Source organism: Streptococcus oralis (assembly GCF_023109315.1).
Classification (GTDB): domain Bacteria; phylum Bacillota; class Bacilli; order Lactobacillales; family Streptococcaceae; genus Streptococcus; species Streptococcus oralis_BS.
This window is the reverse complement of the sequence record NZ_JALDUF010000001.1, coordinates 93007-109046: the sequence shown is the minus strand read 5'-3', so window position 1 is coordinate 109046 and position 16040 is coordinate 93007. Positions and strand designations below refer to the sequence as shown.

15 protein-coding genes and 1 other RNA gene are annotated in these 16040 nt (G+C 43.2%); 2 read left to right on the top strand and 14 right to left on the bottom strand.

Annotated features, from left to right (window positions below; genetic code table 11):
* Positions 1–6 precede the first annotated feature (6 nt).
* From M1F74_RS00450 to M1F74_RS00385, 14 genes are all read right to left on the bottom strand, one after another.
* Positions 7–1005 (bottom strand): sensor histidine kinase, encoded by a 999-nt coding sequence (locus tag M1F74_RS00450; RefSeq protein ID WP_247945986.1) that lies wholly within the window; start codon positions 1003–1005, stop codon positions 7–9.
* The gene (liaF, locus tag M1F74_RS00445) at positions 1002–1700 is read right to left on the bottom strand and encodes a cell wall-active antibiotics response protein LiaF (RefSeq protein ID WP_084853524.1); all 699 of its coding nucleotides are present in this window, start codon (positions 1698–1700) and stop codon (positions 1002–1004) included. Before liaF ends, M1F74_RS00450 begins: the two co-directional genes overlap by 4 nt.
* Before the next feature lie 166 nt (positions 1701–1866).
* Positions 1867–2868 carry a type 2 isopentenyl-diphosphate Delta-isomerase gene (gene fni, locus M1F74_RS00440; RefSeq protein ID WP_247945985.1) on the bottom strand — a complete coding sequence of 334 codons (1002 nt, stop codon included), beginning with the start codon at positions 2866–2868 and terminating at the stop codon, positions 1867–1869.
* On the bottom strand, positions 2852–3859 hold the full coding sequence (locus tag M1F74_RS00435; RefSeq protein WP_247945984.1) for a phosphomevalonate kinase: 1008 nt from the start codon (positions 3857–3859) through the stop codon (positions 2852–2854). Before M1F74_RS00435 ends, fni begins: the two co-directional genes overlap by 17 nt.
* Positions 3846–4799, bottom strand: a complete 954-nt coding sequence (gene mvaD / locus M1F74_RS00430; RefSeq protein ID WP_247945983.1) for a diphosphomevalonate decarboxylase — start codon at positions 4797–4799, stop codon at positions 3846–3848. The genes M1F74_RS00435 and mvaD overlap by 14 nt, the downstream gene beginning before the upstream one ends.
* Positions 4781–5659 carry a mevalonate kinase gene (gene mvk / locus M1F74_RS00425; RefSeq protein WP_247945982.1) on the bottom strand — a complete coding sequence of 293 codons (879 nt, stop codon included), beginning with the start codon at positions 5657–5659 and terminating at the stop codon, positions 4781–4783. The genes mvaD and mvk overlap by 19 nt, the downstream gene beginning before the upstream one ends.
* Before the next feature lie 118 nt (positions 5660–5777).
* Positions 5778–6773 carry an N-acetylmuramoyl-L-alanine amidase family protein gene (gene cbpF, locus M1F74_RS00420; protein ID WP_247945981.1) on the bottom strand — a complete coding sequence of 332 codons (996 nt, stop codon included), beginning with the start codon at positions 6771–6773 and terminating at the stop codon, positions 5778–5780.
* Positions 6774–6872: 99 nt separating this feature from the next.
* Positions 6873–7562: a response regulator transcription factor gene (locus M1F74_RS00415; RefSeq protein ID WP_247945980.1), complete on the bottom strand. Its 690-nt coding sequence runs from the start codon at positions 7560–7562 to the stop codon at positions 6873–6875.
* Between the two features lie 11 nt (positions 7563–7573).
* Positions 7574–8998, bottom strand: a complete 1425-nt coding sequence (gene gndA, locus M1F74_RS00410) for an NADP-dependent phosphogluconate dehydrogenase (protein WP_247945979.1) — start codon at positions 8996–8998, stop codon at positions 7574–7576.
* A gap of 75 nt (positions 8999–9073) precedes the next feature.
* Entirely contained in the window at positions 9074–10516 is a 1443-nt protein-coding gene (gene mapZ, locus M1F74_RS00405; protein ID WP_247945978.1) for a cell division site-positioning protein MapZ, read from the bottom strand.
* Positions 10517–10528: 12 nt separating this feature from the next.
* Positions 10529–11686, bottom strand: a complete 1158-nt coding sequence (locus M1F74_RS00400) for a THUMP domain-containing class I SAM-dependent RNA methyltransferase (RefSeq protein WP_247945977.1) — start codon at positions 11684–11686, stop codon at positions 10529–10531.
* 83 nt (positions 11687–11769) lie between these two features.
* An RNA gene (gene rnpB / locus M1F74_RS00395) (RNase P RNA component class B) lies at positions 11770–12151 on the bottom strand.
* A gap of 22 nt (positions 12152–12173) precedes the next feature.
* On the bottom strand, positions 12174–12500 hold the full coding sequence (gene gpsB, locus M1F74_RS00390) for a cell division regulator GpsB (RefSeq protein WP_061418633.1): 327 nt from the start codon (positions 12498–12500) through the stop codon (positions 12174–12176).
* 69 nt (positions 12501–12569) lie between these two features.
* A complete protein-coding gene (locus tag M1F74_RS00385) occupies positions 12570–13097 on the bottom strand; it encodes an SLOG family protein (protein ID WP_247945976.1) in 528 nt (175 codons plus the stop codon).
* Between the two features lie 66 nt (positions 13098–13163).
* Here M1F74_RS00385 and recU point away from each other — a divergent pair, with 66 nt between their 5' ends.
* The gene (gene recU, locus M1F74_RS00380) at positions 13164–13760 is read left to right on the top strand and encodes a Holliday junction resolvase RecU (RefSeq protein ID WP_247945975.1); all 597 of its coding nucleotides are present in this window, start codon (positions 13164–13166) and stop codon (positions 13758–13760) included.
* Positions 13757–15931 carry a penicillin-binding protein PBP1A gene (gene pbp1a / locus M1F74_RS00375; RefSeq protein WP_247945974.1) on the top strand — a complete coding sequence of 725 codons (2175 nt, stop codon included), beginning with the start codon at positions 13757–13759 and terminating at the stop codon, positions 15929–15931. The genes recU and pbp1a overlap by 4 nt, the downstream gene beginning before the upstream one ends.
* Positions 15932–16040 lie beyond the last annotated feature (109 nt).

Here is a 16040-nt window from a genome sequence, read left to right as displayed (position 1 = left end):
ACTCCTTTATGATTCCTTGTCTAGCAGGGGAATACGGATATCAACCGCCAGTCCTTGCTTAGGTGCTGTCAAAAGTTGAACCGTTCCTGCCATATCTTCGACCCGCTCCTTAATATTTCTCAGTCCATAACTCAAGTCGTCTAAGCTCCCTAACTGGAAACCAATCCCATTGTCCACCACCTTCAGCTGCAATTCAACCTCTGTCTGATAGAGGTAGACATCTAGGCAAGATGCCTGGGCATGGCGGAGGGTATTGCTGATCAACTCCTGTAATATACGGAAGATATGCTCTTCGATTTTCTTAGGCAATTTAGACACATTTTGCTTGAGACTGACCTTGAGATCGCTCTTGTCCTCAAGCTCTTTTAAGAGGATTTGAATCCCCTCAACCAAACTCTTCTCTTCCAACTCAACAGGTCGCAAATGTAGGAGCAAGACCCGCAGATCTTTCTGGGCTGTTTCGAGAATGGCTGCAACACTTTGCAACTGGGTCTGCATCTTTTCTCTATCCAGCTTCAAAGCCTGCTGACTGACACCTGATAAAATCATATGGGCCGCAAACAACTCCTGACTAACCGTATCATGTAAGTCACGTGCTATCCGCTTCCGTTCTTTCTCGATGATTGTTTCTTCCTTGACCAGACCTTGATTTTCAGCCTTTTGAACAGCCTCTGTCAAAAGGTTGAGCTTGCCAGATAAGGACTTGAAACTCGCATCCAAGTCTGGATCTGCAAAAGAAACCACCTCTTTTCCTGCTAGCAGTCGCTTGAGATTGATCTGCATTTTTCTGCGTGAAATTTCTTCCATCACCCGCCAAAAGAGGACAAAAAAGAAGGTAATGGAAAGGCTAAAGACCAAGACTAAGAAGATTAACTTTTCTGTTTTCTCGATATCCTGTAGCAAATAGGACCAATCAAGATTTAGAATATCAAGCAGACTATTAGCCAAAAAGAGAATAAAGAGGAGTGAAGTCAGCCCGATTAATAGGTACGATTGCTTTTTCATCCTCTGACCACCTCCACATCGCCAACCATAGTAGTTAGGAAAATTTTGACGCTCTTGTTACTCTTGAGGTAGTCTCTGGTTTCCTGATGATAGTGTTCATTACGGAGGGCTCGCTTAGGTTGATGAAGGAATGTTAAATCTCCATAGAGGCAGTTGACACTGAGGCTGATTTCCACATCTACAGGTACGATGATCCTAGTCGTTCCCACCATCTTTCTAAGGATAATGACATTGTCATGATTGGTTAGAATAACTCTTTCCAAATGAATGGTGTCCTTGCCCATGAGGCGAAAGAGGTTGATATCGTCAAATTGGCAGATCTGGTGACTAGAGAAATGATGGAGATTGCCAAACCAAGGATTGTGTTCATTTTTAACCGTTACCACCTCTTCAAAGACCAAGTCCGTCTCCTCTCTTTCTTGATTCATCATCGGATAGAGAAGAAAGAGACTATAGATAACTGCTACAAAGATAGCTAATATCACAAAGGGATTGAGCATGACGATGAAAAAGAAAAGAATAGTCGCCACAAGGAGGAAAACGTTGTTGCCCTCTTTACCTGTATAATAGCGGAGCAAGAGCAAAAAGAGGAATAGAATCAGCAGAAAACGCGAAAAATGCTCTGATACCATCAAAATCAGAGCTCCCGTCAATAGACAGGCTTCAATAAATAAAAAGATTTGAAATTTTTTCATAGCTGCATCCTCTCTTTTCTATTTTATCACAATTCAAAAAAGTCACCTCGGTCTGAGGATGGAAAAAGGAGATAGGACAGAAATCGCTCCTACAAACTAGGTTCTTTCAGCCCACCACAGTTGACAAAAGGCTACAAAAAAGGGCGGGATTCTTGTCCCGACCTCTCTACATCTGATCTTTTGCTTCTTTTAGTTTGCCATAAAGAATATAGTCTACGTTTTGCAGATCCGCTATGGTGGCACAATTAAGGGCACACATGATCAAACGCAGATCTTCTTTCCAGTCTTGGACAATGCTAATCACTTCCTCGACCGAGTAGGTTTCAACCAATTCCAGAACGGTACGTGACAGTCCCACAGCCTTGGCTCCAAAGACCAGGCACTTAATCATATCCAGCGGGTTACGAACCCCTCCACTGACCAAGAGTTCGACCTTGTCTTTCCAGTCTTGGGCATTGAGAAGGGCTTGCATAGTAGACTGGCCCCATTGATTGAGGTAATCACGCTGACCACTGCGACGATTTTCGATATAGGCAAAGCTAGTACCACCACGACCCGACAGGTCAACCGTTCGAACACCCAGTTCATAGGCTCTTTCGATAGTCTTCACATCCATCCCAAAGCCCACTTCCTTTAGGACAATAGGAACTGGGATTTGCTTGCTATAATCTGCTAGATGCGATTGCCAGCTTCGAAACTTTCTTTCTCCCTCGGGCATGAGTAATTCCTGCATGACATTAACATGCACTTGAAGGAGAAGAGGATTCATCTCTTCTACAGTCTGAAGTCCTAACTCAACAGGCTTGTCCAAGCCAATATTGGTTCCAAGGAGGATCTTTGGATGGCTAGATTTGACAGAAAAAGAATCATCTGTTGGATCTTTTAGGGCTGAACTATAAGAGCCCGTTACAAACAAAATCCCACAGGCTTCTGCCACCTGAGCTAGTTTTTGATTGATTTCTTTACCTTTGTTGCTCCCACCTGTCATGGCATTGATATAAAAAGGAAAGTCCCACTTTCGACCTGCAAACTCTGTAGACAAATCAATCTCATCCAGGTCATAAAGAGGCAGGGAAGAATGAATTAACTCCACCTCATCAAAGCTATTATAGGAACTTTTCTGCTCAAGGGCATAGCGGATATGCTCATCCTTACGATTTGTCGTCATGTCCTATCCTTTCTTGGTATAAGAGCTCAATCCCCAGATCGGCCCAACGATTTTTTAAGGTTTCGGTTGATTGCACATCAAAACTCAAGGCAATGCCACAGTCACCACCACCAGCGCCACTGCTTTTGGCAACAGCCTGCAAATCTTGACTGGCTTCTTTCAGCTGTCTCAGCGAAGGTGTGTAAATATCTGGGCTCAAACCTTCTAAAAGCTGACTGGCTGTTTCCAGCTGCTCGATAATTTTTTCTGCATTCCCATGCTCCAGGGCTTCTACCAAAGCAGATACCGTTGCTTTTGAGGAACTTAAAAAATTCTGGCCTATGTTTTGCTTGATTTGCTGGACCATGCCACTTGATACGGCCACTTCCTTGGTCCAGCCCACTAGGAAATCACATTCTAGAGCTGGTTGCACTTGTGAGATCGAAAAGCCCCAATCACGCTCCAAAACTGTAGCCAAGCTTTCTTCTTGCAACCAAGCAGCCACCTTTTGGCGATCAAACGACTGGTAGAGAATCAAATCTTCTGCCACAATACAGGCAAGGTCTCCCATAGAACCATTGTCGCCTCGCTTGAGCAAGACCGCGCTTGCCAGCTTGAACAAGAGTTCCGGATCAACCGTAATATCATATAGAGCCAGCAGGTCCTTGATCACCAAGACAACGACGCTACCACTAGAACCCAGACCAAACTTTTTGCCTTCGCGTTCCATTTTTCCACGGATTTCCAAGGAAAAAGGTCGCAAAGTCTGACCACGATTGGCGAGGAAGTCATTCACCAAAGCAATTGTTTCTTGAATCAAACTGTAGTCATGATTTGGCGTCAAGTCCACTGCGAAATCAAACATGTCTGAGTAGATACGATAGTTCTCAGAAAAAGCAATCTCAGCCTTCATATAGATGGGGATGGCCTTTATCAAGGCTAATTGCCCTGGCTCTAGAATAGCGTATTCCCCTGCCCAGTATAGTTTTCCGCACGTTTTAACAGCAATCATCTTGACTCAAATCCTTTGTTTTCGACACAATCAGGCGGTAACGTTGACCAAAGATTTCAGATAGATGATCCAAATCTTTCTCCTGACAGAGGACCTTGACATTGGGACCGGCATCCATTGTAAAGTAACAGGCTTCACCTTGCTCACGAAGCTGACGAACAAAGTTCATGGCTTCATAGGACGCATCCGTTAGATATGAAAAGGCTGGACTAGCAGTCTTGGTCGTAGCGTGCATAGCAAGGGCATTTTTCTCCGTTAGTTCCCCAACCTTGGCAAAATCATTCTCTTTGAGATAGACCAGCATATCCTGATAATCCTTCTCAGACTGACGAACCCAATCATCAAAGGTCGTCGAGGTTTCCACACAAAGTTTCATTCCATCACGGCTAGAAATTGGTTTTTTCTTATCCTCTAACACCAACATAATCATAGCTAGTTTCAGGTCTGTATCAACAGAGTAAATTTCCCCACTATCCTTATCCCAGGCACCTAGTGGTCCATAAAAGCTCCGAGAGGAAGAACCTGAGGCAAACTTAGCTTCCTGCGCCAACTGACTCTGATTCAAACCAAGCTGGAAATAAGCATTACAGGCCTTGACCAAGGCGGACAAACCACTGGAACTTGAGGACAAGCCCGCTGCGGTAGGCATGTTGTTTTGGGTATCAATACGGACAAAGCCCTCACCTTCTGGGCGGTAACGGTCAATGATTTTGCTCATTTTGGCATGCTCATCCTCACTCTGAAGTTGACCATTGATATAAAAGGCATCAGCAGTCGCATCCGTCGGTAAAGGCGACAAAGTCGTCTCTGTGTACATATTTTCCAAAGTCAAAGAGATACTGCTAGTAGCAGGAACCATCTCTTTTTCTTTTTTCTTTCCCCAATATTTGACAATGGCAATATTTGCGTAGGAACGTACTGTTACAGGCTTTCGATCCATGTCTGAACAGCTCCTTTCTCTTCTAATCTTTCTGCTAGTTCTTGAGCTTGAGTCAAATTGGTTGCCAAGGCTATGATACAGCCTCCTAGCCCACCACCACTCATCTTGGCACCTAGAGCACCCTGGCTCAGAGCCGTTTCAACGAGGGAGTCTGCCTCAGGGCTACTAACACCAATTTCTTTTAAATGTAAATGCGCTTGACTGAGGATTTGTCCCAGTCTTTCAGCATCTTTTCGTCTAATCGCATCTTCTGCCTGCTGGGTCAATTCTCCCAAGGCATGCAAAAACGGTAGGGCATCTTTCCCCTTGCTTTGAACCACTTGGATAGCTTCACGAGTGTGACCATACACGCCCGTATCAGCAATGACCAAATAGGCAGATAGGTTCATCTCAAGTTCTGTAAAACCAACATTCTTGATAAAGCGAATAGGCTGGTCACTGAGACAGGTCTTAGCATCCAACCCGCTTGGATTCATATGGGCAATCATTTCAGCCCGATTGACCAAGATTTCTAGTACATCATGAGGCAGGTCGGCTTGATAGTAGTCAAAAACTGCTCGAATAGCTGCTATGCTGATAGCTGCTGACGAACCCATTCCCCGTTTTTCAGGGATAGCCGAGTCAATCACACATCGAATGCAGGCTTCTTTGATATCCAAATACTCCAGCGAAGCATAAACCGCCATGGACAAGGTATCCTCCTCATAGAGACGCCACGGACTTTCAGCAGGGACCACCTTACATGTCACCTCCACCTCTAAGAGAGGCAGGGAAATGGCAGGATAGCCGTATACGACCGCATGCTCCCCTATTAAAATAATCTTACTATGTGCCTGACCGACACCAACTTTTTTTGTCATGTTTTCCTTTAACCAGACGAAAAGACCGTCTCATTTCATACAGTAGTATTTTCTCCTATCTATTTTATTATATTTTCACAAAAAAAGCGATTGTTTCCATTCACAATCGCCTCTTTCATTATTGGACCCATTCGCCATTATAGTTGACAAAATAACCATCTACGGTCGTATTCACTGCTAAAGCACCTGAACTATATGCGTAGTACCATTTACCATTAACCTGGAACCAGCCTGTCTTCATATCACCATTACTTGTTTGTAGATAATACCAAGTCGAACCTTCCTGATACCAGCCAGTCGCCATAGCTCCTGATGAACGGAGGTAGTACCACTTGTTCCCAAGGTATTGCCAGCCCGTTTTCATATCGCCATTTGGTTCATCTAAATAATACCAAGTGGAGCCTTCCTGATACCAACCAGTTGTCATGGCTCCTGATGAACGGAGGTAGTACCATTTATTACCAAGATATTTCCAACCAGTTTGCATGATACCAGTTTCTGGATCTAGATAGTACCAAGTTGAGTTATCATTGGTCCAGCCACGCACTAGCTCCCCAACCGTTAAACTGTAGATACGAGCATCGAAGCTACCATCCTCCTGTAAATAATACCAATGCCCTTCGTCAGAAATCCAACCGGTTTTTAAAGTGTGATAACTACGCTGATCTTCAAAATAATAGACTCGTCTCTCTGCTGGACTATCATATTGTTCACCATGATGTTTGTTGGTATTTGTAGCAGTTTTTGCTTCTAACACTTGCTTACCAACAAATTCTTGTAGTACCCCATCTTGACCAAAGTAAAACCAATCTGGTCTAAAAGCAACATCTTGCCTTGGAGAAGGACCAATCGTAACCCCTTTGTGTGGAGCAGGTATATATTGCCAGCCGACAACCATCTCGCCAGATAAAGGATCAAAATAATAGTACTTCCCATCAATCACTCGCCAGTAGGTTTCTTTGAGGTCCCCCTTCTTATAGTAGGTTCTACCATTTTCTTGGACAAATTGCCAGCCTTCCGAATCAGCATCATCCGCAAAGACGGTGCTTGTCGCTAGAAAAGCAAAGAGAAAGACAGCTAGTCCAACTTGCATCACTATTTTAAATTTTTTCATTCGATCTTTCCTCCATAACTGATTGTAGCAAAGACTTTACTGTATGTCAATATATAGAAGCTCCTCAAAAAAAGCAGTTACACAACTGCAACTGCTTTTCTATTCTTGCATGGTATAACCAACACCACGCACGGTTTTAATGTAGCTTTTTTGACCTTTTACATCAAGCTTGCTACGTAGATAACGGATATAAACATCCACGATATTGGTTTCTGTCGCACTTTCGTACTTCCAAACACTTTCCAACAACTGCTCACGAGTCAAGACCTTCTTGCTTCCCATGAGAGTGGCCAAAAGGTCATACTCACGGCGCGTCAGAGCAATCATCTCCTCGCCACGATAAACGGTATGATGTTCTACATCCATACGCAAATTGCGGTAAGACGTTGGGACCTTCATCTGACTACAATGTTGGTCGATAAAGTCCCGACCTCGGAAAATCGCTGAAATACGAGCCACCAGCTGATCAATAATCACTGGCTTATAGATGTAAGAAACGGCGAAGCGCTGGATTGTCTCAATCTGGTCTTGCAATTCTTCGCGATGGTCCAAGACCATGATCACTGAGGCAGGTTTTGTCCGACTCAGCCTCTCTGCAAAATCCTGGGCCGTCATATTCCCCAGACGAGCATTCAGTAAAATCAAGTCATAATCTATCTGGAGAGCCATGGAGAGGGCTTTTTGTCCCTCCTCGACCAGATCAACACGGTATTGCTCTTTTTGGAGTTCCAGACTGAGAAAATGAGCGAGATTTCGTTCTTTCTCAAGTAATAAAATCCGTTTCCCCATGGCAGACCTACTTATTTTTCGTCATACCAAGAGTAGTGGAAGATTCCTTCTTTGTCTTTACGTTGGTAAGTGTGGGCACCAAAGTAGTCACGTTGTGCTTGGATTAAGTTAGCAGGAAGGTCTGCTGAACGATAGCTATCAAAGTAAGTAATAGCTGCTGAGAAGGTTGGCACTGGTACACCAGCTTGAACAGCAAGAGCTACGATATCACGCACTGCTTGTTGGTACTTAGCAGTAACATCCAAGAAGTACTCATCCAAGAGAAGGTTTGCAAGATCAGCATCGCGGTTGTAGGCATCTGTAATCTTTTGCAAGAAACGAGAACGGATGATACAGCCATCACGCCAGATAGATGCGATGTCCGCAAATGGCAAGTTCCAGTTATTTTCTTTAGAAGCCACACGCAATTGGGCAAAACCTTGTGCATATGAAATGATTTTTGAGAAGTAAAGGGCTTGACGGATCTTTTCGATCAACTCAGCCTTGTCACCTTCAAATTTGAAGGCAGCTGGTTTTGGAAGGACCTTGCTAGCATGCACACGCTCTTCTTTGTATGTAGAGATGTAACGCGCAAATACTGACTCAGTGATAAGTGACAATGGCACACCAAGGTCAAGTGCTGATTGGCTAGTCCATTTACCAGTTCCCTTGTTACCTGCAGCATCAAGGATGTAGTCTACGATTGGTCCATCTTGACCTTCATCATCTTTACGGCTCAAGATATCAGCTGTGATTTGGATCAAATAGCTATCCAATTCACCCTTGTTCCACTCAGTAAAGATTTCAGCCATGTCTTCTGCAGAAAGGCCAAGTAAGTGTTGCATGAGGTCGTAGCTTTCTGCGATCAATTGCATGTCACCATACTCAATACCGTTGTGGACCATTTTCACATAGTGACCAGCTCCATCAGGACCGATGTAAGTCACACATGGTTTGCCATCTTCTGGTGCTTTAGCTGAGATTTCTTCGAGAACATCAGCAACCAATTCGTAGGCTTCTTTTTGTCCACCAGGCATGATAGAAGGACCTTCAAGGGCACCTTTTTCACCACCAGAAACCCCTGTACCGATAAAGTTGATACCTGAGTTTGCCAATTCTTCATTACGACGGATGGTATCTTTGTAGAAAGTGTTTCCTCCATCAATCAAGATATCACCCTTATCAAGGTGTGGAAGAAGAGCTTGGATAGTTGCATCTGTACCAGGTCCAGCTTGAACCATCAGCATGATACGACGAGGTTTTTCGATTGAGTTTACAAAACTTTCAACGTCATAGCTTGGCACAAAGTTCTTTTCAGGATGGCAGGCAATTACGTCTTCTGTTTTTTCTTTACTACGGTTGTAAATGGCAACTGTATAGCCACGAGATTCGATATTTAGGGCAAGGTTACGACCCATTACGGCCATACCTACAACACCAAAGTTAGCTTTTGTCATGTGACACTCCTCTTATTTAATTTGTTTTATTTTATCATTTTTACCTATGAAAGGAAAGAATTTTGTAACGGACTCCTAATAGTCCAAGTCATCTGCATGGCCAGAACCATTCCCTACAAAGTAACCAGTCTTACAGTTGAGGGTGAAGAGGTAGGTTCCATCTGGTTTGTAGAGGTTGTAATAGCCGTTTCCGTTTACAATATTGACACGTTCGAGAATGTATTGGTTGCCAGTTATATAGCCACGTGCACGTGAGGTTGCTAAGATTTGTTCCAATACACCATCTGCAAACGTCCAAGCAGGGTTATTGCTATCGTCTACAGCTGATTGGTTGTAGGGTACACGACTAGCACTTCTTTGAAGATTAACCCCATCGCCTGACAAACCACCATTTGTATCTCTAGCCGGTGCTGTGGTACTTGTTGAAGGCGTCGTACTGCTTGCACTGCTTTCTGTAGCTGAACTTGAGCTTGCTTGACTCGTGCTAGAACTTGAGCTGGAAGCACTGGTTTGTTGACTCTTACCAAGACTAATCGCCTGATCTAACAGTTTATCAAGCTCTGTATTTCCCGTTTTAACTTCCGTGAACTTAGCATCCGCCTTGGCTTTAGCATTGGTATCCAAGACACCATCAGTAATAGCTGGACTTTCAAAGAGGGCATTGACATCTTGAATGGCCTTGATTTGAGTTGCTAGGCTATCGTATTTTGACTTAGCTAGTGCATAATCACGGCTACCTTCTAACTTATCCAGTAAGGTTTTTAGCTGGTTCAACTTATCGAACTGGCTATTTTTTAAAGCAGTCTTATTGGCATCCGTATAGAAGGAATCATAAAGCGTATTGAACTCTTGCAAATCGGTTTGCGATTCTTGATTTCCTGAAGATGATTGAGAAGACTGGATTTCTTGGTTCGAACGGGATACCTGACGGTAAACATAATACGTACCAGCAAGAACAAGAATCACAGCTACCACAGAAACGATGGTAATCAGACGTTTCTTTTTAGAGCCTGTTTCAGGTTCCGTCTGTACTGATCGTGATAGGGAAGTATAGGTTTCTTCTTGTTCCTCATTTTCCTCATTCATTTCCTTGGATTCTGTTTCTGTTAAAACGAGAGGCTCTATTTCAGCACTTTCTTCATCTTGAAGTGGGGGAACAAACTGAGTAGTTTCTTCATTATCTATCTCTTCACTAAATTCCTCGGAAACCAGGTCTGAATCGTCTACCTCTCCAGAAAGTTCACTTGTTTCACGAACTTCTTGGATCAATTCCTCTAAGTTTTGAGTAGAAGCCAGTTCTTCTTTTTCAAACTGACGAGTTTCAAACTTATCTGCCTCGATCTCTTCGCGGTGCTGTTTGATGTATTTGTCCAAGATATTGTCTTCAGGCAATACTCCAGCCTCAACCTCTTCATTCTTACGAATTGCTTGACCAACAGTCAAATCTTTTGCTTCGTCAAAGTCGAATTGTGGCTCTTGCTGTTCTTTTTTATGACGATCATGTCTTTTCTTGCTCATGAGTTTACCTTTCTATTTTACCTCTTGGCGTTTCACACGCTGACCAAAATATTGATATAAATCCACTTTTAAGGTCCCGTTATAGAGTTTTCGTTTTTTATTCGCTGGACTTCCGTACTTACTTTCAAAAGCTTCGTCACTCGTCAAGATAAACTTACTCCAGGTTTTCAGTGGTGCAAAGACTTGTCCCATCTCAGCATAAAGTTTCGTAACTCCTGCATCATCGGACAAGCGCTCCCCATATGGTGGATTGGAAATGATAACGCCATTGATCTTGTCTGTGCGCAAGTCCTGTACCCGCATTTGCTTAAAAGTAATATCTCCTGCGACACCTGCTGCTTGAGAATTTGCCTTGGCAATTTCTACCATACGAGCATCAATATCACAGCCCATGATATCCAGTTCTATCTCACGATTAATTTTCTTAGCAGCATCAGTACGGACCTCTTGGATTAACCGATCGCTAACCCAGTTCCATTCCTCAAAAGCAAAGGAACGGCGAAGACCCGGCGCCATCTTTCTAGCAATCATAGCCGCCTCGATACAGAAAGTTCCTGAACCACAGGTTGGATCAATCAAGGGCTTGTCTGGATACCAGTTGGAAAGTTGCAAAATGGCCGCTGCCATATTTTCCTTGATAGGTGCTCCACCCTTTTCCGTACGATAACCTCGTTTAAAAAGGCTAGAACCTGTCGTGTCAATCATGACAGTTGCCACATCTTTCAGAATAGACACCTCAATCTTAAACTCAGGACCAGTTTCCATCAAGGGAATTCCTTCTGGGCGGGCATAGTGTTTTTGTAATTTCTTCACAACAGCTTTCTTAGAAATGGCCTGAACACTGGGCTCGTTATGAAGTTTTGACTTAACACATTTGGCCTTTGAAATCGGGAAACGCGCCCCAAGCGGGAGATAGTTTTCCCAATCTAGAGCAAAAACACCTTGAAAAAGCTCTTCAAAAGTCTTAGCTGGAAAACTTCCGACTACAATCTTGATGCGATCCGCTGCACGAAGCCAAAGATTGGCCTCAATGATTGCCTTCACATCTCCTTGGAAGCGGACACGCCCATTTTCAACCTGGCAATCATAACCAAGTTCTCGCACCTCACGTCCAACGACTGCCTCGAGGCCCGCCGCAGCAGTTGCGATTAAATTAAATTGTTCTTTCATTTCTAGTCTTGCAAGACCTTTCTCTTGTTCACTTTAAAAAATGAGGTTGAGAAAGATTTCTCAGCCCCAACCTATATGCAATTTTCTATAAGCCATGTTTTGTTCCAGAAGTGACTAGGACCACTTCCTTCGATAATCATCTGTCTACCGCTAACAGCATAAATCTGCTAGCAGTCAGAGTACTACGTTCGTTTCCGTGCACTCCATGCCCCGACCAAAATTTGGGTTGCTAGCTTGAGGGGTTTACCGCGTTCCACTCTCTCCGTTTCCAGAAAGACTCCGTCACTGTGGCACTTTCAAGCCTATTCTGACCTATCCGAAGACTTAGCCATTTCGACTGCCGTAACGATCACTCGTCCCTAGGCTTATGGATTCGCCTAGCACAAACACTACAGGCATCACAGCCTGTGCTAGCATGGACTTTCCTCATGAAAAGAGAACCTCTTCACGCGATTATCCAAAAATTGCACTCATCCCTTATTCAATATCAATCTTGGTTGTCTAAGATTTGCTTACCAAATACTTCTTTTTCGAGACGATTTAAGCGTTTCAAAATATCAAAATTTGTCATTGAAGTAGAAGCTGTTACTTCAATAGAGTCTGGTTGAGTTGGAGCCGCCTGTGGTTTACGAGACAACTCCTCCTTCAAATCAGCAATTTCTTGGCGAAGGGATTTAACCAAAGCTGCGTAAGTTTCATAATCCTTAATCACATCATCTAGGAATTCATCCACCTCTGCTCTGCTATATCCACGTACTTCGCGTCCAAACTCTTGTTCAAAAATATCTTTTGCTGAAAATATAATACTTGCCATGTCTCTCTCCATTCTGGGTTACTAGTATTATTATATAAAAAAAGACAAGTAAAAATCAAGGTCAAAGGGTTACTTTTCAGAAAAATTTTCTGCTAGTTCATTTAACTCATCAAATGTTAATTGCCTTGTAACATAGTCCGCTTGATTTTTCATCATTTGGTAAAAATATTGTAATTTAGTTTTGTTTTCTTCATCATAAAAAAGATAGCAAATATCTGTGTTCTCCAGTAAAAATTTCTGATAATCACGTAGTTGTCCCTTGTGTTCATATTGTGGATAGGCATATTTGACAAAATCAACTTGCTTGAATTCGCTCAACTTCACTTGATTGGCTTCATTCCAGTTACTGCCATGGGTCTCAAAATCAAAAATGGTCGCCAGCTGAAATCCATAGTCTATTTTCATGTCTTTTGCCACCTGAAGCGCCCAGTACTCGAAGCCCAGAGCCCCAGTAAAGATAAGCCAGGTCACCCCTTCCTCCGCTAAACGCTCCAGGTCTCTCCGAATAGCTGTTTTGATAATATCAACGCGAATATCCTTGTCATTAAAGAGACCAAGGTCGAAGGCAGAATAGCCTAAAATCAAGGCTGTTGTCATTTTTAACCCTTTCTTTGCAAATTTATGATATAATAGAGTGATGTTATTGTACCAATAAGGAGAATTATGGTCAACTATCCACATAAAATTTCATCACAGAAGAGACAAGCTCCCCCGTCACAAACTAAAAATTTCGCAAATCGGGGAATGTCTCTTGAAAAGATGATCAACGCTACGAACGACTACTATTTGTCACATGGGTTGGCAGTGATTCACAAGAAACCAACTCCCATCCAAATCGTACGTGTCGACTATCCCCAACGAAGTCGAGCCAAGATCGTTGAAGCCTACTTTAGGCAGGCCTCAACGACTGACTATTCAGGGGTTTATGATGGATACTACATCGACTTTGAAGCCAAGGAAACCAGACAAAGACATGCAATTCCGATGAAGAATTTCCATCACCATCAGATTCAGCATATGGAACAGGTCCTTGCTCAGCGAGGAATCTGCTTTGTCCTTCTTCACTTTGCTTCTCAGCAAGAAACTTATTTATTGCCGGCTGTTGACCTGATTCGTTTCTATCATCAAGATAAGGGACAAAAGTCAATGCCACTTGGATATATTCGAGAAAATGGATATAGGATTGAGCTAGGTGCCTTTCCCCAGATTCCCTATCTCGATATTATCAAAGAACATTTACTAGGTGGTAAAACAAGATGAACAAACAAACTATCCTGCGAATAACTAAATATATCAGTATCTGCTTCTTAACTGTATTTATCGTAGCTATTATGCTGGGCGGAGGTCTCTTTCTCTACTATGTTAGCAAGACTCCAGCCCTATCTGAAAGTAAACTGGTCGCTACAACGTCTAGCAAGATCTATGACAAAAACGATGAACTCATTGCCGATCTCGGATCAGAACGTAGGGTCAATGCACAAGCAAACGAAGTACCGACCGATTTGGTCAATGCTATTGTTTCGATCGAAGACCATCGCTTCTTTAATCACCGAGGAATCGATACTATCCGTATCCTAGGTGCTACCCTACGAAATCTTCGTGGTGGCGGAGGCCTTCAAGGGGCTTCAACTTTGACGCAGCAGTTGATCAAGTTAACCTATTTCTCTACGTCAACTTCTGATCAAACCCTTTCTCGTAAGGCTCAAGAAGCATGGCTCGCCGTCCAGCTAGAACAAAAAGCGACTAAACAAGAGATCTTGACCTACTACATCAACAAGGTTTACATGTCAAACGGTAACTACGGAATGCAGACGGCTGCTCAAAGTTACTATGGCAAAGACCTCAAAGATTTGAGTATTCCTCAATTGGCCCTCCTTGCCGGAATGCCTCAGGCTCCAAACCAGTATGATCCATACTCGCATCCGGAAGCCGCCCAAGAACGCCGTAATCTCGTCCTCTCTGAGATGAAGGGGCAAGGTTACATTACAGCCGAACAATACGAAAAAGCTATTAATACTCCGATTACAGATGGACTTCAAAGCCTAAAATCAGCTAACAGTTATCCTCCTTACATGGATAATTACCTCAAAGAGGTGATTGACCAAGTTGAACAGGAAACAGGTTACAACCTTTTAACTACGGGTATGGAAGTCTACACAAACGTTGATTCTAAGGTCCAACAACGTCTCTGGGATATTTACAATACGGACGAGTATGTCAACTATCCAGATGATGAGTTACAGGTAGCCTCTACTATCGTTGATGTCACAAACGGGAAAGTCATTGCCCAATTAGGTGCTCGCCACCAATCAAGTAACGTTTCCTTTGGAATAAACCAGGCTGTAGAAACTAACCGTGACTGGGGTTCTACCATGAAGCCTATTACAGACTATGCTCCTGCTTTGGAATACGGCGTTTATGATTCAACTGCTTCGATTGTTCACGATAGTCCTTATAATTACCCCGGAACCTCTACCCCTGTCTATGACTGGGATAAGAGTTACTTTGGAAACATAACACTCCAGTATGCTCTCCAGCAATCACGGAATGTACCGGCTGTAGAAACGCTAGAGAAAGTAGGGCTCGATCGTGCCAAGACGTTTCTAAATGGACTCGGTATTGACTACCCAAGCATACACTATGCTAATGCTATTTCAAGTAATACAACCGAATCTGACAAAAAGTATGGAGCAAGCAGCGAGAAGATGGCTGCGGCTTATGCTGCTTTTGCCAATGGCGGTATCTACCGCAAACCTATGTATATCAATAAGATTGTCTTTAGTGATGGCAGTTCAAAAGAATTCTCTGATTCTGGTACACGTGCTATGAAAGAAACGACAGCCTATATGATGACAGATATGATGAAAACCGTTTTGGCATACGGAACTGGTCGAGGAGCCTACCTCCCTTGGCTACCACAAGCTGGTAAAACTGGTACGTCAAACTATACAGATGATGAGATTGAAAACTACATTAAAAATACGGGTTATGTAGCTCCGGACGAAATGTTCGTTGGCTATACTCGTAAATATTCAATGGCCGTTTGGACTGGTTACTCAAACCGCCTTACTCCTATCGTTGGTGATGGCTTCTATGTTGCAGCTAAGGTCTACCGTTCGATGATGACTTATCTATCTGAAGATGATCATCCTGGTGACTGGACTATGCCAGAAGGACTCTACAGAGGTGGAGAATTTGTCTTTAAAAATGGTGCTCGTTCTACATGGACTACACCTGCTCCACAGCAAGCCCCAACACCTGAAAGTTCTAGCTCAACATCTGAGAGCTCGACTTCTCAGTCAAGCTCGACTACTCCAAGCACAAATACAAGCACAAATAATAGTACGACTACCAATCCTAACAATAATACGCAACAATCAAATACAACCCCTGGCCAACAAAACCAGAATCCGCAACCAGCACAACCATAACATTTATCACTCAGAGTATTCTGGGTGATTTTTTCATAGCAGTATCGTATTTATATGATTAGCAAAAGCCTGAGAAGATTTCTTCTCAGGCTTTCTGCGTACTATAAAC